General features: G+C 54.0%; 12 protein-coding genes and 1 pseudogene. 8 read left to right on the top strand and 5 right to left on the bottom strand.

Annotated elements, in window-relative coordinates:
- Positions 1-8 precede the first annotated feature (8 nt).
- The 4 genes from J4728_RS00115 to moeA all read right to left on the bottom strand — a co-directional run bounded on the left by J4728_RS00115 (position 9) and on the right by moeA (position 5608).
- Entirely contained in the window at positions 9-2441 is a 2433-nt protein-coding gene (locus tag J4728_RS00115) for a glycyl radical protein (RefSeq protein ID WP_064043249.1), read from the bottom strand.
- 5 nt (positions 2442-2446) lie between these two features.
- The gene (locus tag J4728_RS00120) at positions 2447-3346 is read right to left on the bottom strand and encodes a glycyl-radical enzyme activating protein (protein ID WP_000576947.1); all 900 of its coding nucleotides are present in this window, start codon (positions 3344-3346) and stop codon (positions 2447-2449) included.
- Between the two features lie 277 nt (positions 3347-3623).
- Complete coding sequence (moeB, locus tag J4728_RS00125; protein WP_208210828.1) at positions 3624-4373, bottom strand: molybdopterin-synthase adenylyltransferase MoeB; 750 nt, start codon at positions 4371-4373, stop codon at positions 3624-3626.
- Entirely contained in the window at positions 4373-5608 is a 1236-nt protein-coding gene (moeA, locus tag J4728_RS00130) for a molybdopterin molybdotransferase MoeA (protein WP_208210832.1), read from the bottom strand. Before moeA ends, moeB begins: the two co-directional genes overlap by 1 nt.
- Positions 5609-5811: 203 nt before the next feature.
- Here moeA and iaaA point away from each other — a divergent pair, with 203 nt between their 5' ends.
- The 5 genes from iaaA to gsiD are packed head-to-tail and all read left to right on the top strand — an operon-like array spanning position 5812 to position 12101.
- Positions 5812-6753: a beta-aspartyl-peptidase gene (gene iaaA / locus J4728_RS00135; protein WP_020437977.1), complete on the top strand. Its 942-nt coding sequence runs from the start codon at positions 5812-5814 to the stop codon at positions 6751-6753.
- A 10-nt stretch (positions 6754-6763) separates the two neighbouring features.
- On the top strand, positions 6764-8635 hold the full coding sequence (gene gsiA, locus J4728_RS00140) for a glutathione ABC transporter ATP-binding protein GsiA (protein WP_208210835.1): 1872 nt from the start codon (positions 6764-6766) through the stop codon (positions 8633-8635).
- A 32-nt stretch (positions 8636-8667) separates the two neighbouring features.
- A complete protein-coding gene (gene gsiB, locus J4728_RS00145; protein ID WP_000191427.1) occupies positions 8668-10206 on the top strand; it encodes a glutathione ABC transporter substrate-binding protein GsiB in 1539 nt (512 codons plus the stop codon).
- A gap of 60 nt (positions 10207-10266) precedes the next feature.
- The gene (gene gsiC / locus J4728_RS00150) at positions 10267-11187 is read left to right on the top strand and encodes a glutathione ABC transporter permease GsiC (RefSeq protein ID WP_000936067.1); all 921 of its coding nucleotides are present in this window, start codon (positions 10267-10269) and stop codon (positions 11185-11187) included.
- Between the two features lie 2 nt (positions 11188-11189).
- On the top strand, positions 11190-12101 hold the full coding sequence (gsiD, locus tag J4728_RS00155) for a glutathione ABC transporter permease GsiD (protein WP_001236024.1): 912 nt from the start codon (positions 11190-11192) through the stop codon (positions 12099-12101).
- Positions 12102-12191: 90 nt separating this feature from the next.
- On the opposite strand, the gene rimO is transcribed toward gsiD, so the two are convergent.
- A complete protein-coding gene (gene rimO / locus J4728_RS00160) occupies positions 12192-13517 on the bottom strand; it encodes a 30S ribosomal protein S12 methylthiotransferase RimO (RefSeq protein WP_000073317.1) in 1326 nt (441 codons plus the stop codon).
- Positions 13518-13747: 230 nt separating this feature from the next.
- Between rimO and bssR the strand changes: the two genes are divergently transcribed.
- The 3 genes and pseudogenes from bssR to J4728_RS00170 all read left to right on the top strand — a co-directional run bounded on the left by bssR (position 13748) and on the right by J4728_RS00170 (position 15359).
- Positions 13748-14131 carry a biofilm formation regulator BssR gene (gene bssR, locus J4728_RS00165; RefSeq protein ID WP_208210838.1) on the top strand — a complete coding sequence of 128 codons (384 nt, stop codon included), beginning with the start codon at positions 13748-13750 and terminating at the stop codon, positions 14129-14131.
- Positions 14132-14232: 101 nt separating this feature from the next.
- A pseudogene (locus J4728_RS23740) lies at positions 14233-14518 on the top strand (IS4 family transposase); the annotation flags it as partial.
- Positions 14519-14843: 325 nt separating this feature from the next.
- Positions 14844-15359, top strand: coding sequence for a CoA ester lyase (locus J4728_RS00170; protein WP_001521476.1), 516 nt, complete (start codon positions 14844-14846; stop codon positions 15357-15359).
- Positions 15360-15374 lie beyond the last annotated feature (15 nt).

Consider the following 15374-nt stretch of genomic DNA (forward strand, 5'->3'; position numbering starts at 1 on the left):
TGGGCAAATTACAGCATATGTTCGGTACGGGCGATGATATCGTCCTGCGCGTCCGGCGACAGCGCGGTGAAGAAGGCGGAGTAGCCTGCCACACGCACGACCAGATCGCGGTACTGGTCCGGATGTTTTTTCGCATCCAGCAGCGTTTCGCGTGACACGATGTTGTACTGAATATGCCAGCCTTTATGCACCTCAAAGAACGTCCGTAGCAGAACCATCAGTTTCTGTTTGTCGGATTCGTTTTCCAGCGTCGTTGGGTTCAGTTTCTGGTTGAGCAGCACGCCGCCGAGAATGGAACCGGTAGGTAATTTGCCTACGGAACCAATCACCGCCGTCGGGCCGAGATGATCCGTACCTGATGCAGGGCTTGCGCCTTCCGCCAGCGGTGTATGCGCTTTGCGACCATCCGGGGTAGCCATAGTCGCGGCGCCAAACGGCACGTTTGCTGAGATAGAGGACGTACCGGCGTAATAGTTGCCGCCCACAGGGCCACGACCGTAGCGCGGGTTATGGTACTGCTTCAGCTCATCAATATAGGTCTGATAAGCGCGCGCCAGCAGCGTATCGACGGTATCATCGTCGTTACCGTACTTCGGCGCGCCGTTAATCAGACGCTGGCGTAACTGCTCGTGAGTCAGGCCGTCAAAGTCATCGGCCAGCGCGGCGGCAAGCTGCTGTTGACCGATAACGCCCTGTTCGAAGACCAGTTTTTTCACGGCGGCGAGGCTGTTGCCCAGGTTGGCGATACCGACCTGGAGACCGGATACCCAGTCATATTTCGCGCCGCCTTGCTTGATACTCTTCGCTCGCTCAATACAGTCATCTACCAGCGCTGAGCAGAGGATATCGTGGACGTTCTCTTCCAGCATGGTGTCGACCACATACTCAATTTCAATCGATTTGCGCGTGTAGTAGCGAATTTGGGTATCCCAGGCGGCCATCACTTCGTCAAAATTGTTAAAGTTGCCTGCGGAGAGCGCCTTTTCCTGCGGCAGAAATACCTTGCCGCTGGTGGCGTCGCGACCGCCTTCCAGCGCCGCCAGCATGACGCGGGCGAAGTTAATAAAGCTCATGCCGGTGCAGCGATAACCCCATTTCCCGCCGACGGCGGTTTCGATACAGCCGATCGCCGCATAATCGTAAGCGTCCTGCGGTTCGATCCCCAACTTGATAAATTCCGGGATGACGATTTCATCATTGTTAAACGCCGGCATCCCAAAGCCGCAGCGGATGACCTGGACGCAGGCGTCAAGGAAATCGTTACTCATTCCGGCGTGATAACGCACACTGAGGTTGGGCTGGGTAGAACGCAGACGTCCACAGGACTCCAGAATGGCGTAAGACAGCGGATTCACTGCATCCATTGGCTGACCGTTGATAAGTTTCTGACCGCCAATGGTGACGTTTTGATACAGCGGGCTGCCCGCGGAGGCTTTAGAGTGCGAACCGGAGCGGATCTTGTTTACTTCCAGCAGTTTCAGCCAGCAGCTGTGCAGCAGTTCAATGGCGTGCTCACGATCCAGCGTCTGGTTTAGTTCGACATCGCGACGATAATAGGGGTAAAGATACTGGTCCATACGACCAAATGACACCGAGTGACCGTTAGACTCAATTTGTAGAATCAGTTGGATGAAGTAGCACAATTGCAGTGCTTGCCAGAAGGTCTGCGGCGGTTGGTGGGCGATCACCTCGCAGTTTTCGGCGATGGTAAGTAGCTCTTTACGACGGCTTTCACGGGACTCTTCGCCCGCCATCTGGCGCGCCAGCGCGGCAAAGCGCGTGATATGCTGGCTTACCGCGTCCAGCACAATATCAATCGCCTTCAGGAACTGCTCGCCATGCAGATCTTCCAGCACGGTCAGGTTGATGCGTGAGCGGCGCTCGGCGACTTTATCGCGCAGGCCATCAAGCCCTTTTTCCAGCAGCAGCGGGAAGTTCACCGCCAGGTGCGCGTCACCGGAGGTCATATTGCCTTCGGCTTTGATAATGCCAGTCGCCAGAAGCCCTTTTTGTTCATCGGTAAACATGCCGTAGCAGCGATCCTGGACGGTTTGACCGCGCCACCACGGACAGACGTCGTGCAGAATACGCTTGTTTTCTTCACTTACGGAAAAACCTGCGCCGGGTCGGTCCGCCAGGTCGTCGATCTCTTTTTCAATCCACGAGACGGTATATTCCGGGAAAATCGGCGCGGCGCGGACTTCACTTGCCTGGTTGCCGACGATCAGTTCATCGTGTTTTATCCAGATAGTGCGTTCCGCCAGGTGATGGGCCAGCGCCAGCGCGCGGCGTACCGGAATCGGTTTATCCAGATGCTGCTGATACATTTCGGTATAATGCTGCGCGCGCTCGGTACAGACCGGCGGTTTCACGATATGTACCAGCGCGGTTTTGTGCGCCTTAATGCGGTCACTGAGCGTGTCCAGTTTCAGTTGGGTCATGATAATTATCCTCGTAGGGTCGCGGTTAAACCTTTTTGGCAGGCGTACTTCTGGGCAAAATCAAGTAACGCCGGTGCATCCAGTGGTTTATCCGGGGCATGATAGGGCTGACTGAGTAAGTGGTATTTATTGATGCCCAGCGTGTGGTAGGGCAGAAAATGAATTTCCCCGACGTGCAGTTCGTCGGCGGCAAAGTCGGTAATGGCTTTAATGGCCTCCTCATCGGCATTAAATCCCTGAATCAGCGGGACGCGAATCACCATTTTTTTGCCCGCGGCGGCGAGTTTCCTGAGATTTTCCAACACCCGCGAGGCGCTGCCATCGGTCCACTGCTTAAACGGCCCGTCGGCGACATGCTTCAAATCAGCCAGAAACAGATCGATATAAGGCAGTGAGGGCGCAATGTATTTCCATGGAACATGCAGACAGGTCTCAACCGCTGTATGAATACCGGCGTCATGGCTGGCTTTAAACAGCTCTGCCGCCAGCTCCGGCTGCATAAACGGTTCGCCGCCGGAAAGCGTAAGACCGCCGCCGCTGCGATCGTAAAAAGGTTTATCGCGCAGTACCGTCGCCATGATCTCATCCACGCTTTTTATTTCGCCGCACACGGTTAACGCCTGTGTGGGGCAGCAATGCGCCAGGATGGAAAAATGGGCGTCGGTCAGTTTCTCGCGATGGATGAGCAGGCCGTTTAGCGCGCGCTCAATGACGTCCGGCGCGGCTTGCGCGCACAGGTCGCATCCTTCGAGACACAGCCGCGCGTCGTATAACAGATCCTGAGCGCGGGCGCGGCTTTCCGGGTTCTGGCACCAGCGACAGCCCAACGAACAGCCTTTGAGAAATACTACGGTACGGATACCGGGGCCATCGTGGGTAGAATAGCGCTGAATATTGAAGATCATAAACGGCCTCTCTTATTTCATATAAAGATTAAATTACTTTCGAATGAAAGTTATCTTGATGTGCGTCAACGAATGGAGAGGTTCTGACAAAGAGGCGTTAAATGAGGTACAACATCACGGTTTGAGGTTGTGGTATGGCGTTTAAGATGATGCCGCGCTGCTTGAGCCGATCGTCAGTCGGAGCTTGGGTAAGCTGGCTTTGCGTCTGATGGCAGTAATTATCTGTTGATACAGCACGGCCATAAACCGTGCTTCGGTATGTTTATCCGTAAAGTGGCTACTGCCCGCAGACCTCACAGCTGGGGTTGCGCATTAACTTCATTTCGCGGAACTGACAGGTCATCGCATCGTACATGACGATTTTTCCGCTAGCGGGCTGACCGTAATGCGCCAGCAGCTTAATGGCCTCCATTGCCTGTAGCGAACCGATCACGCCAATCAGCGGCGCCATCACCCCTGCCTCTACGCAGGTCAGAGCGTTTTCGCCAAACAGATGGCTCAGGCAGCGGTAACAGGGTTCGTTTTCCTGATATGTAAAGACGGTAACTTGTCCTTCCATACGAATGGCCGCGCCGGAGATTAGCGGCACTTTCGCGGTATAGCATCCGGCGTTAAGTTGATTACGTACGCTAACGTTATCGGTACAGTCCAGTACCAGCGAATGCCCGGCAATCAGGCTGGTCATAGCGTCGTCGTCCAGCCGCGCGTTAACGGGCGTAATGGTAATATGCGGGTTGATTCGCGCCAGCGCGTCGCGGGCGGACTCTACCTTTGGCTGCCCGACCGTGGCGTCGCTGTGCAAGGTTTGACGCTGGAGATTGGAAACGGAAACGGTATCAAAATCGAGTAGCGTCAGTTGCCCGACGCCAGCGCCGGCCAGATACTGCGTTGCCGCGCAGCCGAGTCCGCCCAGCCCGACCACTAATACCCGCGCCTCTTTTAACGCTTCCTGCCCTTCAAAATCGAAGCCGCGCAGAATAATTTGTCGGTTATAGCGCAGCATCTCCTGGTCGCTAAGTTCCGCCATTACAGGCCTCCGAACAGAGCATTAAACGGCTCGACTTCCACCCATTCTCCCGGCTCAACATTGCCGCGTTCACGCTCCAGCACAATAAAGCAGTTGCCCAGACTAAACGAGCTAAAAATATGTGAACCCTGGTGTCCGGTGGTCGTGACCTCCAGTTCGCCGTTGGCGCTACGTTGCAGGATGCCGCGCTGGAAATCGAGACGCCCTGGCGTTTTCTTCAGACGAGATGTTGTGCGTACACGCTGGCGCGGCGGTACAGCGCTTGCCGTATTGCCGCCAAGCTTCGCCAGTAAGGGCTGAACCAGTTGATAAAAAGTGAGCGCCGCAGAGACTGGATTCCCCGGCAGGCCACAGAACCAGCTATTACTGAGCTTGCCGAAGGCAAACGGTTTGCCTGGCTTGATAGCCAGCTTCCAGAAGGCGATTTCGCCCAGCTCCTCAAGGATGGTTTTGGTATAGTCCGCTTCACCAACCGAGACGCCGCCGGAGCTTATCACTACATCGGCCTGGCTGTCGGCGTCGATAAACGCGGCGCGAAGCTTACCGGGATCGTCAGGAATAATGCCTAAATTGATCACTTCGCAGCCAAGCTGTTGCAGCATCAAATGTATAGTTAGACGGTTAGTGTCATAAATTTGTCCCGCCTCCAGCGGCTGGCCCGGAAGCTGGAGCTCGTCGCCGGTCGAGAACAGCGCTACGCGCACTTTACGTACAACCTGCGCATCGGCAATTCCCAGCGACGCCAGCACTGGCAGTTCGGCAGTAGTCAGGCGCGTACCGGCCGGAAAGACCACCGCATCCTGGCGAATATCCTCGCCGCGGCGGCGGATGTTTTGCCCGCAACGAACATCGGCGGTAAAACGCACGCCGTCATCGGTTTGTTCCGTCTGCTCTTGCATGACGACCGCCTCGCAACCTGCCGGCACCAGGGCGCCGGTCATAATGCGAATACAGGTTCCCGCAGGCCATTCTCCCTGGTAAGGCTGACCGGCAAATGCTTTGCCGGCGACGGGCAGCGGCTTATCGGCGGACAAATCCGCCACGCGTACCGCATAACCATCCATGGCTGAATTATCAAAGCCGGGGACATCAAGGGGTGAAACGATATCGGTCGCCAGGATGCGGCCAAAGCAGTTCACCAGCGGCAACGTTTCTACGGCGGTGAGCGGGGTAATACGTGAAAGCATCTGGGTCAGCGCCGTTTCAAGCGGCATCAATCCGGCGGAAAATTCCATGAACATACTCCTGCGAGGCAAAATCGAATCCGGCTATTATGTCAGAAAACAGTGGCGGGCAGTATGCTACCTCGGTCTTAGAGACGGCCTTGCGCCTTTACATACCTTACGCATCTTTCTATATTCAAAAATCGAATGAATAACTCACAACAATTCTGATAGTTATAGTAAAAGTTGTGTGCCACCGTTAATGGACCCTAAAAATGAATAAAGCAGTGATTGCGATTCACGGCGGCGCAGGCGCGATTGCTCGCGCGCAAATGAGCCATGAGCAGGAGCTACGCTATATCCAGGCGCTGTCAGAGATTGTCGAAAGCGGGCAAAAGATGCTGGAAGCGGGTGACAGCGCGCTTGATGTAGTGACGGAAGCGGTGCGCCTGCTGGAAGCGTGTCCGCTCTTCAATGCGGGTATCGGCGCGGTCTATACCCGAGACGAAACTCATGAACTGGATGCCTGCGTGATGGACGGCAATACCCTGAAAGCCGGAGCCGTCGCGGGCGTGAGTCATGTTTGCCATCCTGTGCTCGCCGCCAGACTGGTGATGGAGCGCAGCCCGCATGTACTCATGGTGGGGGAAGGGGCGGAAAACTTTGCCTTTTCACAGGGGATGGCGCGCGTTTCGCCGGATATCTTTTCCACCCCGGCGCGTTACGAGCAATTGCTGGCGGCGCGTGCGGCGGGCGAAATGGCGCTCGATCACAGCGGCGCGCCGCTGGACGAAACGAAAAAAATGGGTACAGTCGGCGCGGTGGCGCGGGATAAATTCGGCAATCTGGCGGCGGCAACGTCTACCGGCGGGATGACCAATAAATTGCCCGGGCGCGTCGGCGACAGCCCGCTGGTCGGCGCCGGGTGTTATGCCAACAACGCCAGCGTCGCCGTTTCCTGTACCGGAACGGGAGAGGTCTTTATTCGCACGCTCGCGGCTTACGATATCGCCGCATTGATGGAATATGGCGGACTCAGCCTTGCCGACGCCTGTGAGCGCGTGGTGATGGAAAAATTACCGGCGCTGGGCGGCAGCGGTGGATTAATCGCCGTTGATCACGAAGGTAATGTCGCGTTGCCGTTTAACAGCGAAGGGATGTATCGCGCCTGGGGATATGCCGGGGATACGCCTACCACAGGAATTTACCGGGAATAAGGAGCCGCAGGTGCCGCACAGCGATGAACTGGATAGCCGCGATGTTCTGTCCGTCAGTGGCCTGAATATCGCGTTTCACCACGAAGGGCAACAGGTAGACGCCGTGCGTAATGTGTCATTACGCCTGAAGCGTGGAGAGACTCTGGCGATTGTCGGCGAGTCGGGATCGGGAAAATCGGTGACGGCGCTGGCGTTAATGCGGCTGATTGAGCAGTCGGGCGCGAACGTGCGCTGCGGCGAAATGCTGTTGCGTCGGCGTAATCGCCAGGTGATTGAGCTGTCTGAGCAGAGTGACGCGCAGATGCGGCGTGTGCGCGGCGCGGATATCGCCATGATTTTCCAGGAGCCAATGACCTCGCTCAACCCGGTATTTACCGTTGGCGAGCAAATTGCCGAATCTATTCGTTTGCATCAGGGCGCCAGCCACGAAGAGGCGCTGGTGGAAGCGAAACGTATGCTCGATCAGGTACGGATCCCGGAGTCGCAGGCGATTTTATCGCGTTATCCGCATCAGCTTTCCGGCGGGATGCGCCAGCGAGTCATGATCGCGATGGCGCTATCCTGCCGTCCGGCGGTATTGATTGCCGATGAACCCACCACGGCGCTGGATGTCACTATCCAGGCGCAAATTCTGCAACTTATCAAAGTGTTGCAGCAAGAGATGTCGATGGGCGTGATTTTTATCACCCACGACATGGGCGTCGTGGCGGATATCGCCGATCGCGTGCTGGTGATGTATCAGGGCGAGGCCGTGGAAACCGGCAGCGTAGAGCAGATTTTCCATGCGCCGACGCATCCTTATACCCAAACGTTACTGGCCGCCGTTCCTCAGCTTGGCGCGATGCGAGGCCACTCGCTGCCACGCCGTTTCCCGTTGATTTCCGCTGACGAACCGGCCCTTTATGAATCGCAGATTGAGCAAGACACGGTGGTGGAAGGCGAACCTATTCTCCAGGTTCGGGGGCTGGTGACGCGATTCCCGCTGCGTAGCGGTCTCTTTAACCGCGTTACGCGTGAAGTTCATGCCGTTGAGAATATCAGTTTCGATCTCTGGCCCGGCGAAACGTTATCGCTGGTGGGCGAGTCCGGTAGCGGAAAATCGACGACCGGACGCGCGCTGCTGCGGTTGGTTGAATCCCGGCAGGGGGAGATTATCTTTAACGGCCAGCGCATTGACACGCTGTCTGCGGGTAAACTCCAGCCGTTGCGCCGCGATATTCAGTGTATTTTCCAGGACCCTTACGCCTCGCTCGACCCGCGCCAGACCGTGGGGTATTCCATTATGGAACCTTTACGGATTCATGGTCTGGGGCAGGGGGACGCTGCGGCAAAGCGCGTGGCCTGGTTGCTTGAGCGTGTCGGATTACGTCCTGAACATGCCTGGCGTTATCCGCATGAGTTTTCCGGCGGTCAACGTCAGCGCATCTGCATTGCTCGCGCGTTGGCATTGAATCCTAAAGTGATTATTGCCGATGAGGCGGTCTCCGCGCTGGATGTTTCCGTTCGCGGGCAGATCATTAATTTACTGCTCGATTTACAACGGGAAATGGGGATCGCCTACCTGTTTATTTCGCATGATATGGCGGTCGTGGAGCGAATTAGCCATCGCGTGGCGGTGATGTATCTTGGTCAAATTGTTGAGATGGGGCCGCGGCGCGCCGTTTTTGAAAATCCGCAGCATCCTTATACGCGTAAATTGATGGCGGCGGTGCCGGTTGCCGATCCCTCCAGACACCGGCCGCGGCGCGTTCTGCTATCAGATGATATACCCAGCAATATTCATAAACGTGGCGAAGAGACGCCCGCCGTTTCATTACAGTTGGTCGGGCCGGGACATTATGTTGCGCGACCTCAGCAGGATAATGCGCTCTCGCGCTTATAACATTCAGACTGGCAGGGTTTCAGGAGAACAACATGACGCAATTTATTACGCATAAATGGCTGGCGGCGCTGGGACTGGCCTCATCCATTGCGGCTTTTCCGGCCCTGGCGGCCAAAGATGTGGTGGTGGCGGTAGGGTCTAATTTCACCACGCTCGATCCGTATGACGCCAACGATACGCTCTCGCAGGCGGTGGCGAAGTCATTTTATCAGGGGCTGTTTGGCCTGGATAAAGACATGAAGGTAAAAAACGTCCTGGCGGAAGGCTATACCGTTTCTGATGACGGTCTGACCTACACCATTACCCTACGGCAGGGGGTGAAATTTCAGGACGGCGCGGATTTTGATGCGGCGGCGGTGAAAGCGAATCTCGATCGCGCCAGCAATCCGGATAACCACCTCAAGCGTTATAACCTGTATAAAAATATCGCAAAAACGGAGGTCGTCGATCCGGCAACGGTAAAAATTACCCTGAAACAGCCGTTCTCCGCTTTCATTAATATTCTGGCGCACCCGGCGACGGCGATGATCTCGCCGCAAGCGCTGGAAAAATATGGCAAGGATATTGGTTTTCATCCGGTCGGTACCGGTCCATACCAGCTTGAAACCTGGAATCAGACCGACTTTGTCAAAGTGAAAAAGTTCGCCGGTTACTGGCAGCAGGGCTTACCCAAGCTGGATTCTATTACCTGGCGTCCGGTTACTGACAACAATACCCGCGCGGCGATGCTGCAAACCGGCGAAGCGCAATTTGCTTTTCCTATCCCTTATGAGCAGGCCGCGTTACTGGCGAAAAATAAAAACCTCGAACTGGTCGCCAGCCCGTCCATTATGCAGCGTTATATCAGTATGAATGTGACGCAGAAGCCGTTTGATAATCCTAAGGTGCGTGAGGCGTTGAATTACGCTATCAATCGTCAGGCGCTGGTTAAAGTGGCGTTTGCCGGATACGCCACGCCGGCGACGGGCGTGGTGCCGCCGTCGATAGCCTATGCGCAAAGCTATCAGCCGTGGCCCTATGATCCGGCTAAAGCGCGCGAACTGCTGAAAGAGGCGGGGTATCCAGACGGTTTCAGTACCACGCTGTGGTCATCGCATAACCATAGCACCGCGCAAAAAGTGTTGCAGTTTACCCAACAGCAACTGGCGCAGATTGGCATTAAAGCCCGGATAACCGCGATGGACGCCGGCCAGCGCGCTGCGGAAGTCGAGGGCAAAGGGCAAAAAGAGAGCGGCGTGCGAATGTTCTATACCGGCTGGTCGGCGTCGACGGGCGAAGCTGACTGGGCGTTATCGCCGCTCTTCGCCTCACAAAACTGGCCGCCGACGCAGTTTAATACCGCTTTTTACAGCAACAAGCAGGTCGACAGCGATTTGGCGGCGGCCTTAAAGACCAACGATCCGCAGGAGAAAACACGATTGTACAAAGAGGCGCAGGATATTATCTGGAAAGAGTCGCCCTGGATACCGTTGGTGGTGGAGAAATTGGTTTCTGCGCACAGTAAAAATTTGACCGGTTTCTGGATTATGCCGGATACCGGTTTCAGCTTTGACGATGCGGATTTGAAGTAAGTAATGCGATGGGGCTGGATGGCGCGCGCGTTGTCCGCCATCCGGTAAAAGGTTCGTGTGATGCTTAACTATGTTCTCAAGCGCCTGCTGGGATTAATTCCTACTCTGTTGATTGTGGCAGTGCTGGTGTTTTTATTTGTTCATTTGTTGCCCGGCGACCCGGCGCGGCTGATAGCCGGACCGGAAGCCGACGCGCAAGTGATCGCGCTGGTTCGTCAGCAGCTGGGGCTTGATCAGCCGCTTCATGTCCAGTTTTGGCGTTACATCACCCATGTTTTACAAGGCGATTTCGGGACGTCAATGGTTTCCCGCCGCCCGGTTTCTGAGGAGATCGCCAGCCGCTTTTTGCCGACGCTGTGGCTGACGATAACCAGTATGATATGGGCGGTTCTGTTTGGCATGGCGATCGGCATCGCCGCCGCCGTGTGGCGTAATCGCTGGCCTGACCGGTTAGGAATGACGCTTGCCGTGACCGGCATTTCTTTCCCGGCTTTTGCGCTGGGAATGTTGTTAATGCAGATTTTTTCCGTGGATCTGGGCTGGCTACCGACCGTGGGGGCGGATAGCTGGCAACATTATATTTTACCCTCCCTGACGCTTGGCGCGGCGGTGGCATCAGTCATGGCGCGTTTTACGCGCTCCTCGTTTGTCGATGTCCTGAGCGAGGATTACATGAGGACCGCGCGGGCGAAAGGCGTCAGTGAAACGTGGGTGGTGTTAAAACATGGCCTGCGCAATGCGATGATCCCGGTCGTCACCATGATGGGACTGCAATTTGGCTTCCTGCTTGGCGGATCGATCGTCGTTGAAAAAGTGTTTAACTGGCCGGGGCTTGGGCGATTACTGGTCGACTCCGTCGACATGCGCGACTACCCCGTGATTCAGGCGGAAGTGCTGCTGTTTTCTCTGGAATTTATTCTTATCAACTTAGTGGTGGATGTCCTCTATGCCGCCATTAATCCGGCTATCAGGTATAAGTAAGGATGCGATTATTTAACTGGCGCCGTCAGGCGATTTTACATGCTATGCCGGTGGTAAAACCCGACCAGATACGCACGCCGTGGCGGGAGTTCTGGCGTCGTTTTCGCCGCCAGCATGTCGCGTTGGTCGCCGGGGGATTCGTACTGGCGTTAATTCTGGTGGCGATTTTTGCCCGTTGGCTGACGCCCTACGATGCGGAAAACTATTTTGACTACGATAGCCTGAACAATGGCCCCTCTTTGCAGCACTGGTTTGGCGTTGACTCGCTGGGAAGAGACATCTTTAGCCGGGTTCTCGTTGGGGCGCAGATCTCACTGGCGGCGGGCGTGTTCGCGGTATTTATCGGCGCGATAATCGGTACGGTGTTGGGATTGCTGGCGGGATATTATGAAGGCTGGTGGGATCGTTTTATTATGCGCATTTGCGATGTGCTGTTCGCCTTCCCCGGCATTTTGCTGGCGATTGCCGTTGTGGCGGTGTTAGGCAGCGGTATTGCTAATGTGATCGTTGCGGTGGCGATTTTCTCTATTCCGGCGTTTGCTCGTCTGGTGCGCGGAAATACCCTGGTCTTAAAACAGCAGACGTTTATTGAGTCTGCCCGCAGTATCGGCGCCAGCGACACGACGATTTTGTTTAGCCATATATTGCCGGGAACGGTCTCGTCAATTGTGGTTTTCTTTACGATGCGTATCGGTACGTCAATTATTTCCGCGGCAAGCCTGTCATTTCTCGGATTAGGCGCGCAGCCGCCAACGCCGGAGTGGGGAGCGATGCTCAATGAAGCGCGGGCGGATATGGTCATCGCGCCGCACGTAGCGCTCTTCCCGGCGGTGGCGATTTTCCTGACAGTGCTGGCGTTTAACCTGTTAGGCGACGGGTTGCGCGATGCGCTGGACCCGAAGATTAAGGGGTAAGCCAGCCCGGTGGCGTTGACGCCTGGCGGGCCTGGAACGGGCTCGTCAGGCGGGATAACACATCCGGCACCCGCGCCGGGGGAGGTGGCGTTAAACCCGACTGCCCCACAAATCATATTCGTCGGCGTTTTCCACTTTCACGCGCACGATATCGCCCGGCTTGACGTTGGTTTCGCCGTTCAAATAGACCGCGCCGTCAATTTCCGGCGCATCCGCCATGCTACGCCCGATAGCGCCTTCTTCGTCAACCTCATCGACGATCACCAGAATTTCGCGGCCCACTTTTTCCTGCAAGCGCTCAGCGGAGATTTGCTGTTGCAGTTGCATAAAGCGGTTCCAGCGCTCTTCTTTCACCTCTTCCGGCACCTGATCCGGCAGCTCATTCGCGCCTGCGCCTTCCACCGGGCTGTACTTGAAGCAGCCTACACGATCGAGGCGCGCCTCTTTCAGGAAGTCGAGCAGCATCTGGAAGTCTTCTTCCGTTTCGCCGGGGAAGCCGACAATAAAGGTGGAGCGTAGGGTCAGTTCCGGGCAGATTTCGCGCCACTGCTTAATGCGCGCCAGCTGGCGGTCAACGGAACCGGGACGTTTCATCAGTTTAAGAATCCGCGGGCTGGCATGTTGCAGCGGAATGTCCAGATAAGGCAGGATTTTGCCTTCCGCCATTAGCGGAATCACATCATCAACGTGTGGGTAGGGGTAGACGTAGTGCAGACGTGTCCAGACGCCCAGTTTTGATAACTGCTCGCACAGGCTCACCATACTGGTTTTCACCGGTTCGCCATTATGGAATCCGGTGCGGTGCTTCACATCTACGCCGTAGGCGGAGGTATCTTGCGAAATCACCAGAATCTCTTTGACCCCGGCATCAACCAGACGTTTCGCTTCGCTTAATACGTCGCCAATCGGACGGCTGACCAGATCCCCGCGCATCGACGGGATGATGCAGAACGTGCAGCGGTGATTACAGCCTTCAGAAATTTTCAGATACGCATAATGGCGCGGCGTCAGTTTTACACCCTGTTCTGGTACGAGGCTTAAAAATGGATTGTGCTTCGGCTTCGGTACGTAATGATGTACGTGCTGCAGAACTTGCTCATAGCTATGCGGCCCGGTGATTTCCAGTACTTTCGGATGCACTTCGCGGATCTGATCTTCTTTTGCGCCCAGGCAGCCGGTGACGATTACCTTACCGTTTTCGTTCAGCGCTTCGCCAATGGCTTCCAGTGACTCTTGTACCGCGCTGTCAATAAAGCCACAGGTATTAACGATAACCATATCCGCATCGTCATAGCGTGGCACAACGTCATAGCCTTCGGTACGCAGCTCAGTCAGGATGCGTTCCGAATCAACGAGGTTTTTCGGACAGCCCAGGGAAACGAAGCCGATCTTTGGCTGGTGGGTTACATTACTCATAGCTTAAAAAGTGTTCATTTATTGGAATGGTCAGGGCAGCGATTCTACAGATATCCGAACAAAAATTGTATCGCAATCTCATCAGGAGCCGCGGCATCAACCGTTGTGGTTATCAGCAAAAGGTGAAAAAGGGCAATTCTAAGAAAATTCTTGATCTCTGACACCCATTTGTCTAAAAAACGACCATACTATTAAGTTGAACCCTGGTAGAAAAGAGGAGGAAAAAAGGTATGGTCGTTGACAGACTGAGAACCGATCTTCTCAACAAGCTGATAAACGCGCGTATCGATCTTGCCGCTTATCTGCAATTGCGAAAAGCGAAGGGGTATATGTCAGTCAGCGAAAGTGACACTCTGCGTGACAATTTTTTTGAACTGAATCGCGAGCTCCACGATCACGCTTTACGGCAGGGACTGCATCTCGATCAGGAAGAGTGGAACGCGCTGCGCCGTGTCGAAGGCGCGCTTGCAGCCGCTGCCGTTTGTTTAATGAGCGGACACCATGATTGCCCGACCTTTATTGCCGTCAACGCAGATAAACTTGAAAACTGTCTGACAACTTTGACGCTGAGTATTCAGAGTCTGAAAGCACATTCACCGCTTATACAGGTCTGAACAAGGGGAGGCGACTCCTGAGGAATCCCCAGCAAACCAGGACAGGCATAGTGTTATGTGATCTAATTGATTGCGCTAACACTTTCAAGGAGATCATCACTATGCCTGCTCGTTCATTATGCCAAAAATCCTTTAAAAATATACTGGAGCCTTTGCACCTTTACCGCCGTCAATCTCTGATTGAGGCTACCAGTGTAGTGATTAACGGTGCATCTCTTACACTTATTCAGTATTGGGCGTGATTTGTCAGGAGTAGCATCGGTCAGGCACAAGATAAAACGTATCGATCGACTTCGGGGAAAGTCTCACTTGCAGAATGAAGTTTCAGATACTTTTTCAGCGTGTTACTAAAAAATCACGGAGGGAATGACCCGGGTTGTCATGCTCTCCTATATGCCAGCCTGTTCTCCGCCAAAGGTGACTAAATTCGGTTCACCAGACAATCGTTGATGTTCTTAGGGAACGGTATAGTCGAATTCACTCCTGAAACAGGTACGGAATGTCGGCCGTTTACTATTCTGAAACGCTATTTATATCAAATAATTAAATTTTATTTTTATCTTTGTTATTGTAACAATAAATTACATGTTTCTTTCTGTTATCAGCGAACCTGAACCAATTTTAATGGGGGGTTAGATAAAAGCTAATTCAGAAAATTATTTTTTTAAGATATATTGAATTATCAGATGCTCCATTCAAATGAGAGACGAGAATGCAAACGTTAGAACGGTTTTTTCTTTTCGTTACGGGGGACCAACCTGAACGATTTGAAAAAGCAAATAGCAGTTGTGCTGATAGCGTAATCCTTGATTTAGAAAATGCGGTGTCATCTGAGAAAAAAATAATTGCCAGAGAAAATGCTCTGAATTTCATGAGTAATGATGAAAAAGTACTGATTGCTGTACGTGCAAAAATTGTAATAACTTCACGCCTGGCTGGATCATATCCTTCTGTTGACGGTATCACAACTGAATTTATGAAAAACGAGTTGACAATACAAAATGCTATTCACTCCTGTAAAATGGGGTTCAGTGGCAAGGTATGTATTCACCCTCCACAAATTTCACATGTAAACAGAGCATTCAGCTATTTAAAACAAGAAATCGAGTGGGTTCCCCAGATTATGCGACTGGCTCAATATCCCCATGGAGCGTTCAGTCATGAAGGGCAAATGGTGGATAAACCGTTACTGGAAAAAGCAAAAAGGATTTTGGCTCATAGCATTTAGTAAATATATGAAGGA

The sequence above is a fragment of the Salmonella sp. 32070601201500089SM genome (assembly GCF_017573605.1).
GTDB lineage: Bacteria > Pseudomonadota > Gammaproteobacteria > Enterobacterales > Enterobacteriaceae > Salmonella > Salmonella enterica.

Coding starts and splice junctions, on each gene's coding strand:
- J4728_RS00115 (WP_064043249.1), bottom strand. CDS start 2,441: ATGACCCAACTGAAACTGGACACGCTCAGTGACCGCATTAAGGCGCAC.
- J4728_RS00120 (WP_000576947.1), bottom strand. CDS start 3,346: ATGATCTTCAATATTCAGCGCTATTCTACCCACGATGGCCCCGGTATC.
- moeB (WP_208210828.1), bottom strand. CDS start 4,373: ATGGCGGAACTTAGCGACCAGGAGATGCTGCGCTATAACCGACAAATT.
- moeA (WP_208210832.1), bottom strand. CDS start 5,608: ATGGAATTTTCCGCCGGATTGATGCCGCTTGAAACGGCGCTGACCCAG.
- iaaA (WP_020437977.1), top strand. CDS start 5,812: ATGAATAAAGCAGTGATTGCGATTCACGGCGGCGCAGGCGCGATTGCT.
- gsiB (WP_000191427.1), top strand. CDS start 8,668: ATGACGCAATTTATTACGCATAAATGGCTGGCGGCGCTGGGACTGGCC.
- gsiC (WP_000936067.1), top strand. CDS start 10,267: ATGCTTAACTATGTTCTCAAGCGCCTGCTGGGATTAATTCCTACTCTG.
- gsiD (WP_001236024.1), top strand. CDS start 11,190: ATGCGATTATTTAACTGGCGCCGTCAGGCGATTTTACATGCTATGCCG.
- rimO (WP_000073317.1), bottom strand. CDS start 13,517: ATGAGTAATGTAACCCACCAGCCAAAGATCGGCTTCGTTTCCCTGGGC.
- bssR (WP_208210838.1), top strand. CDS start 13,748: ATGGTCGTTGACAGACTGAGAACCGATCTTCTCAACAAGCTGATAAAC.
- J4728_RS00170 (WP_001521476.1), top strand. CDS start 14,844: ATGCAAACGTTAGAACGGTTTTTTCTTTTCGTTACGGGGGACCAACCT.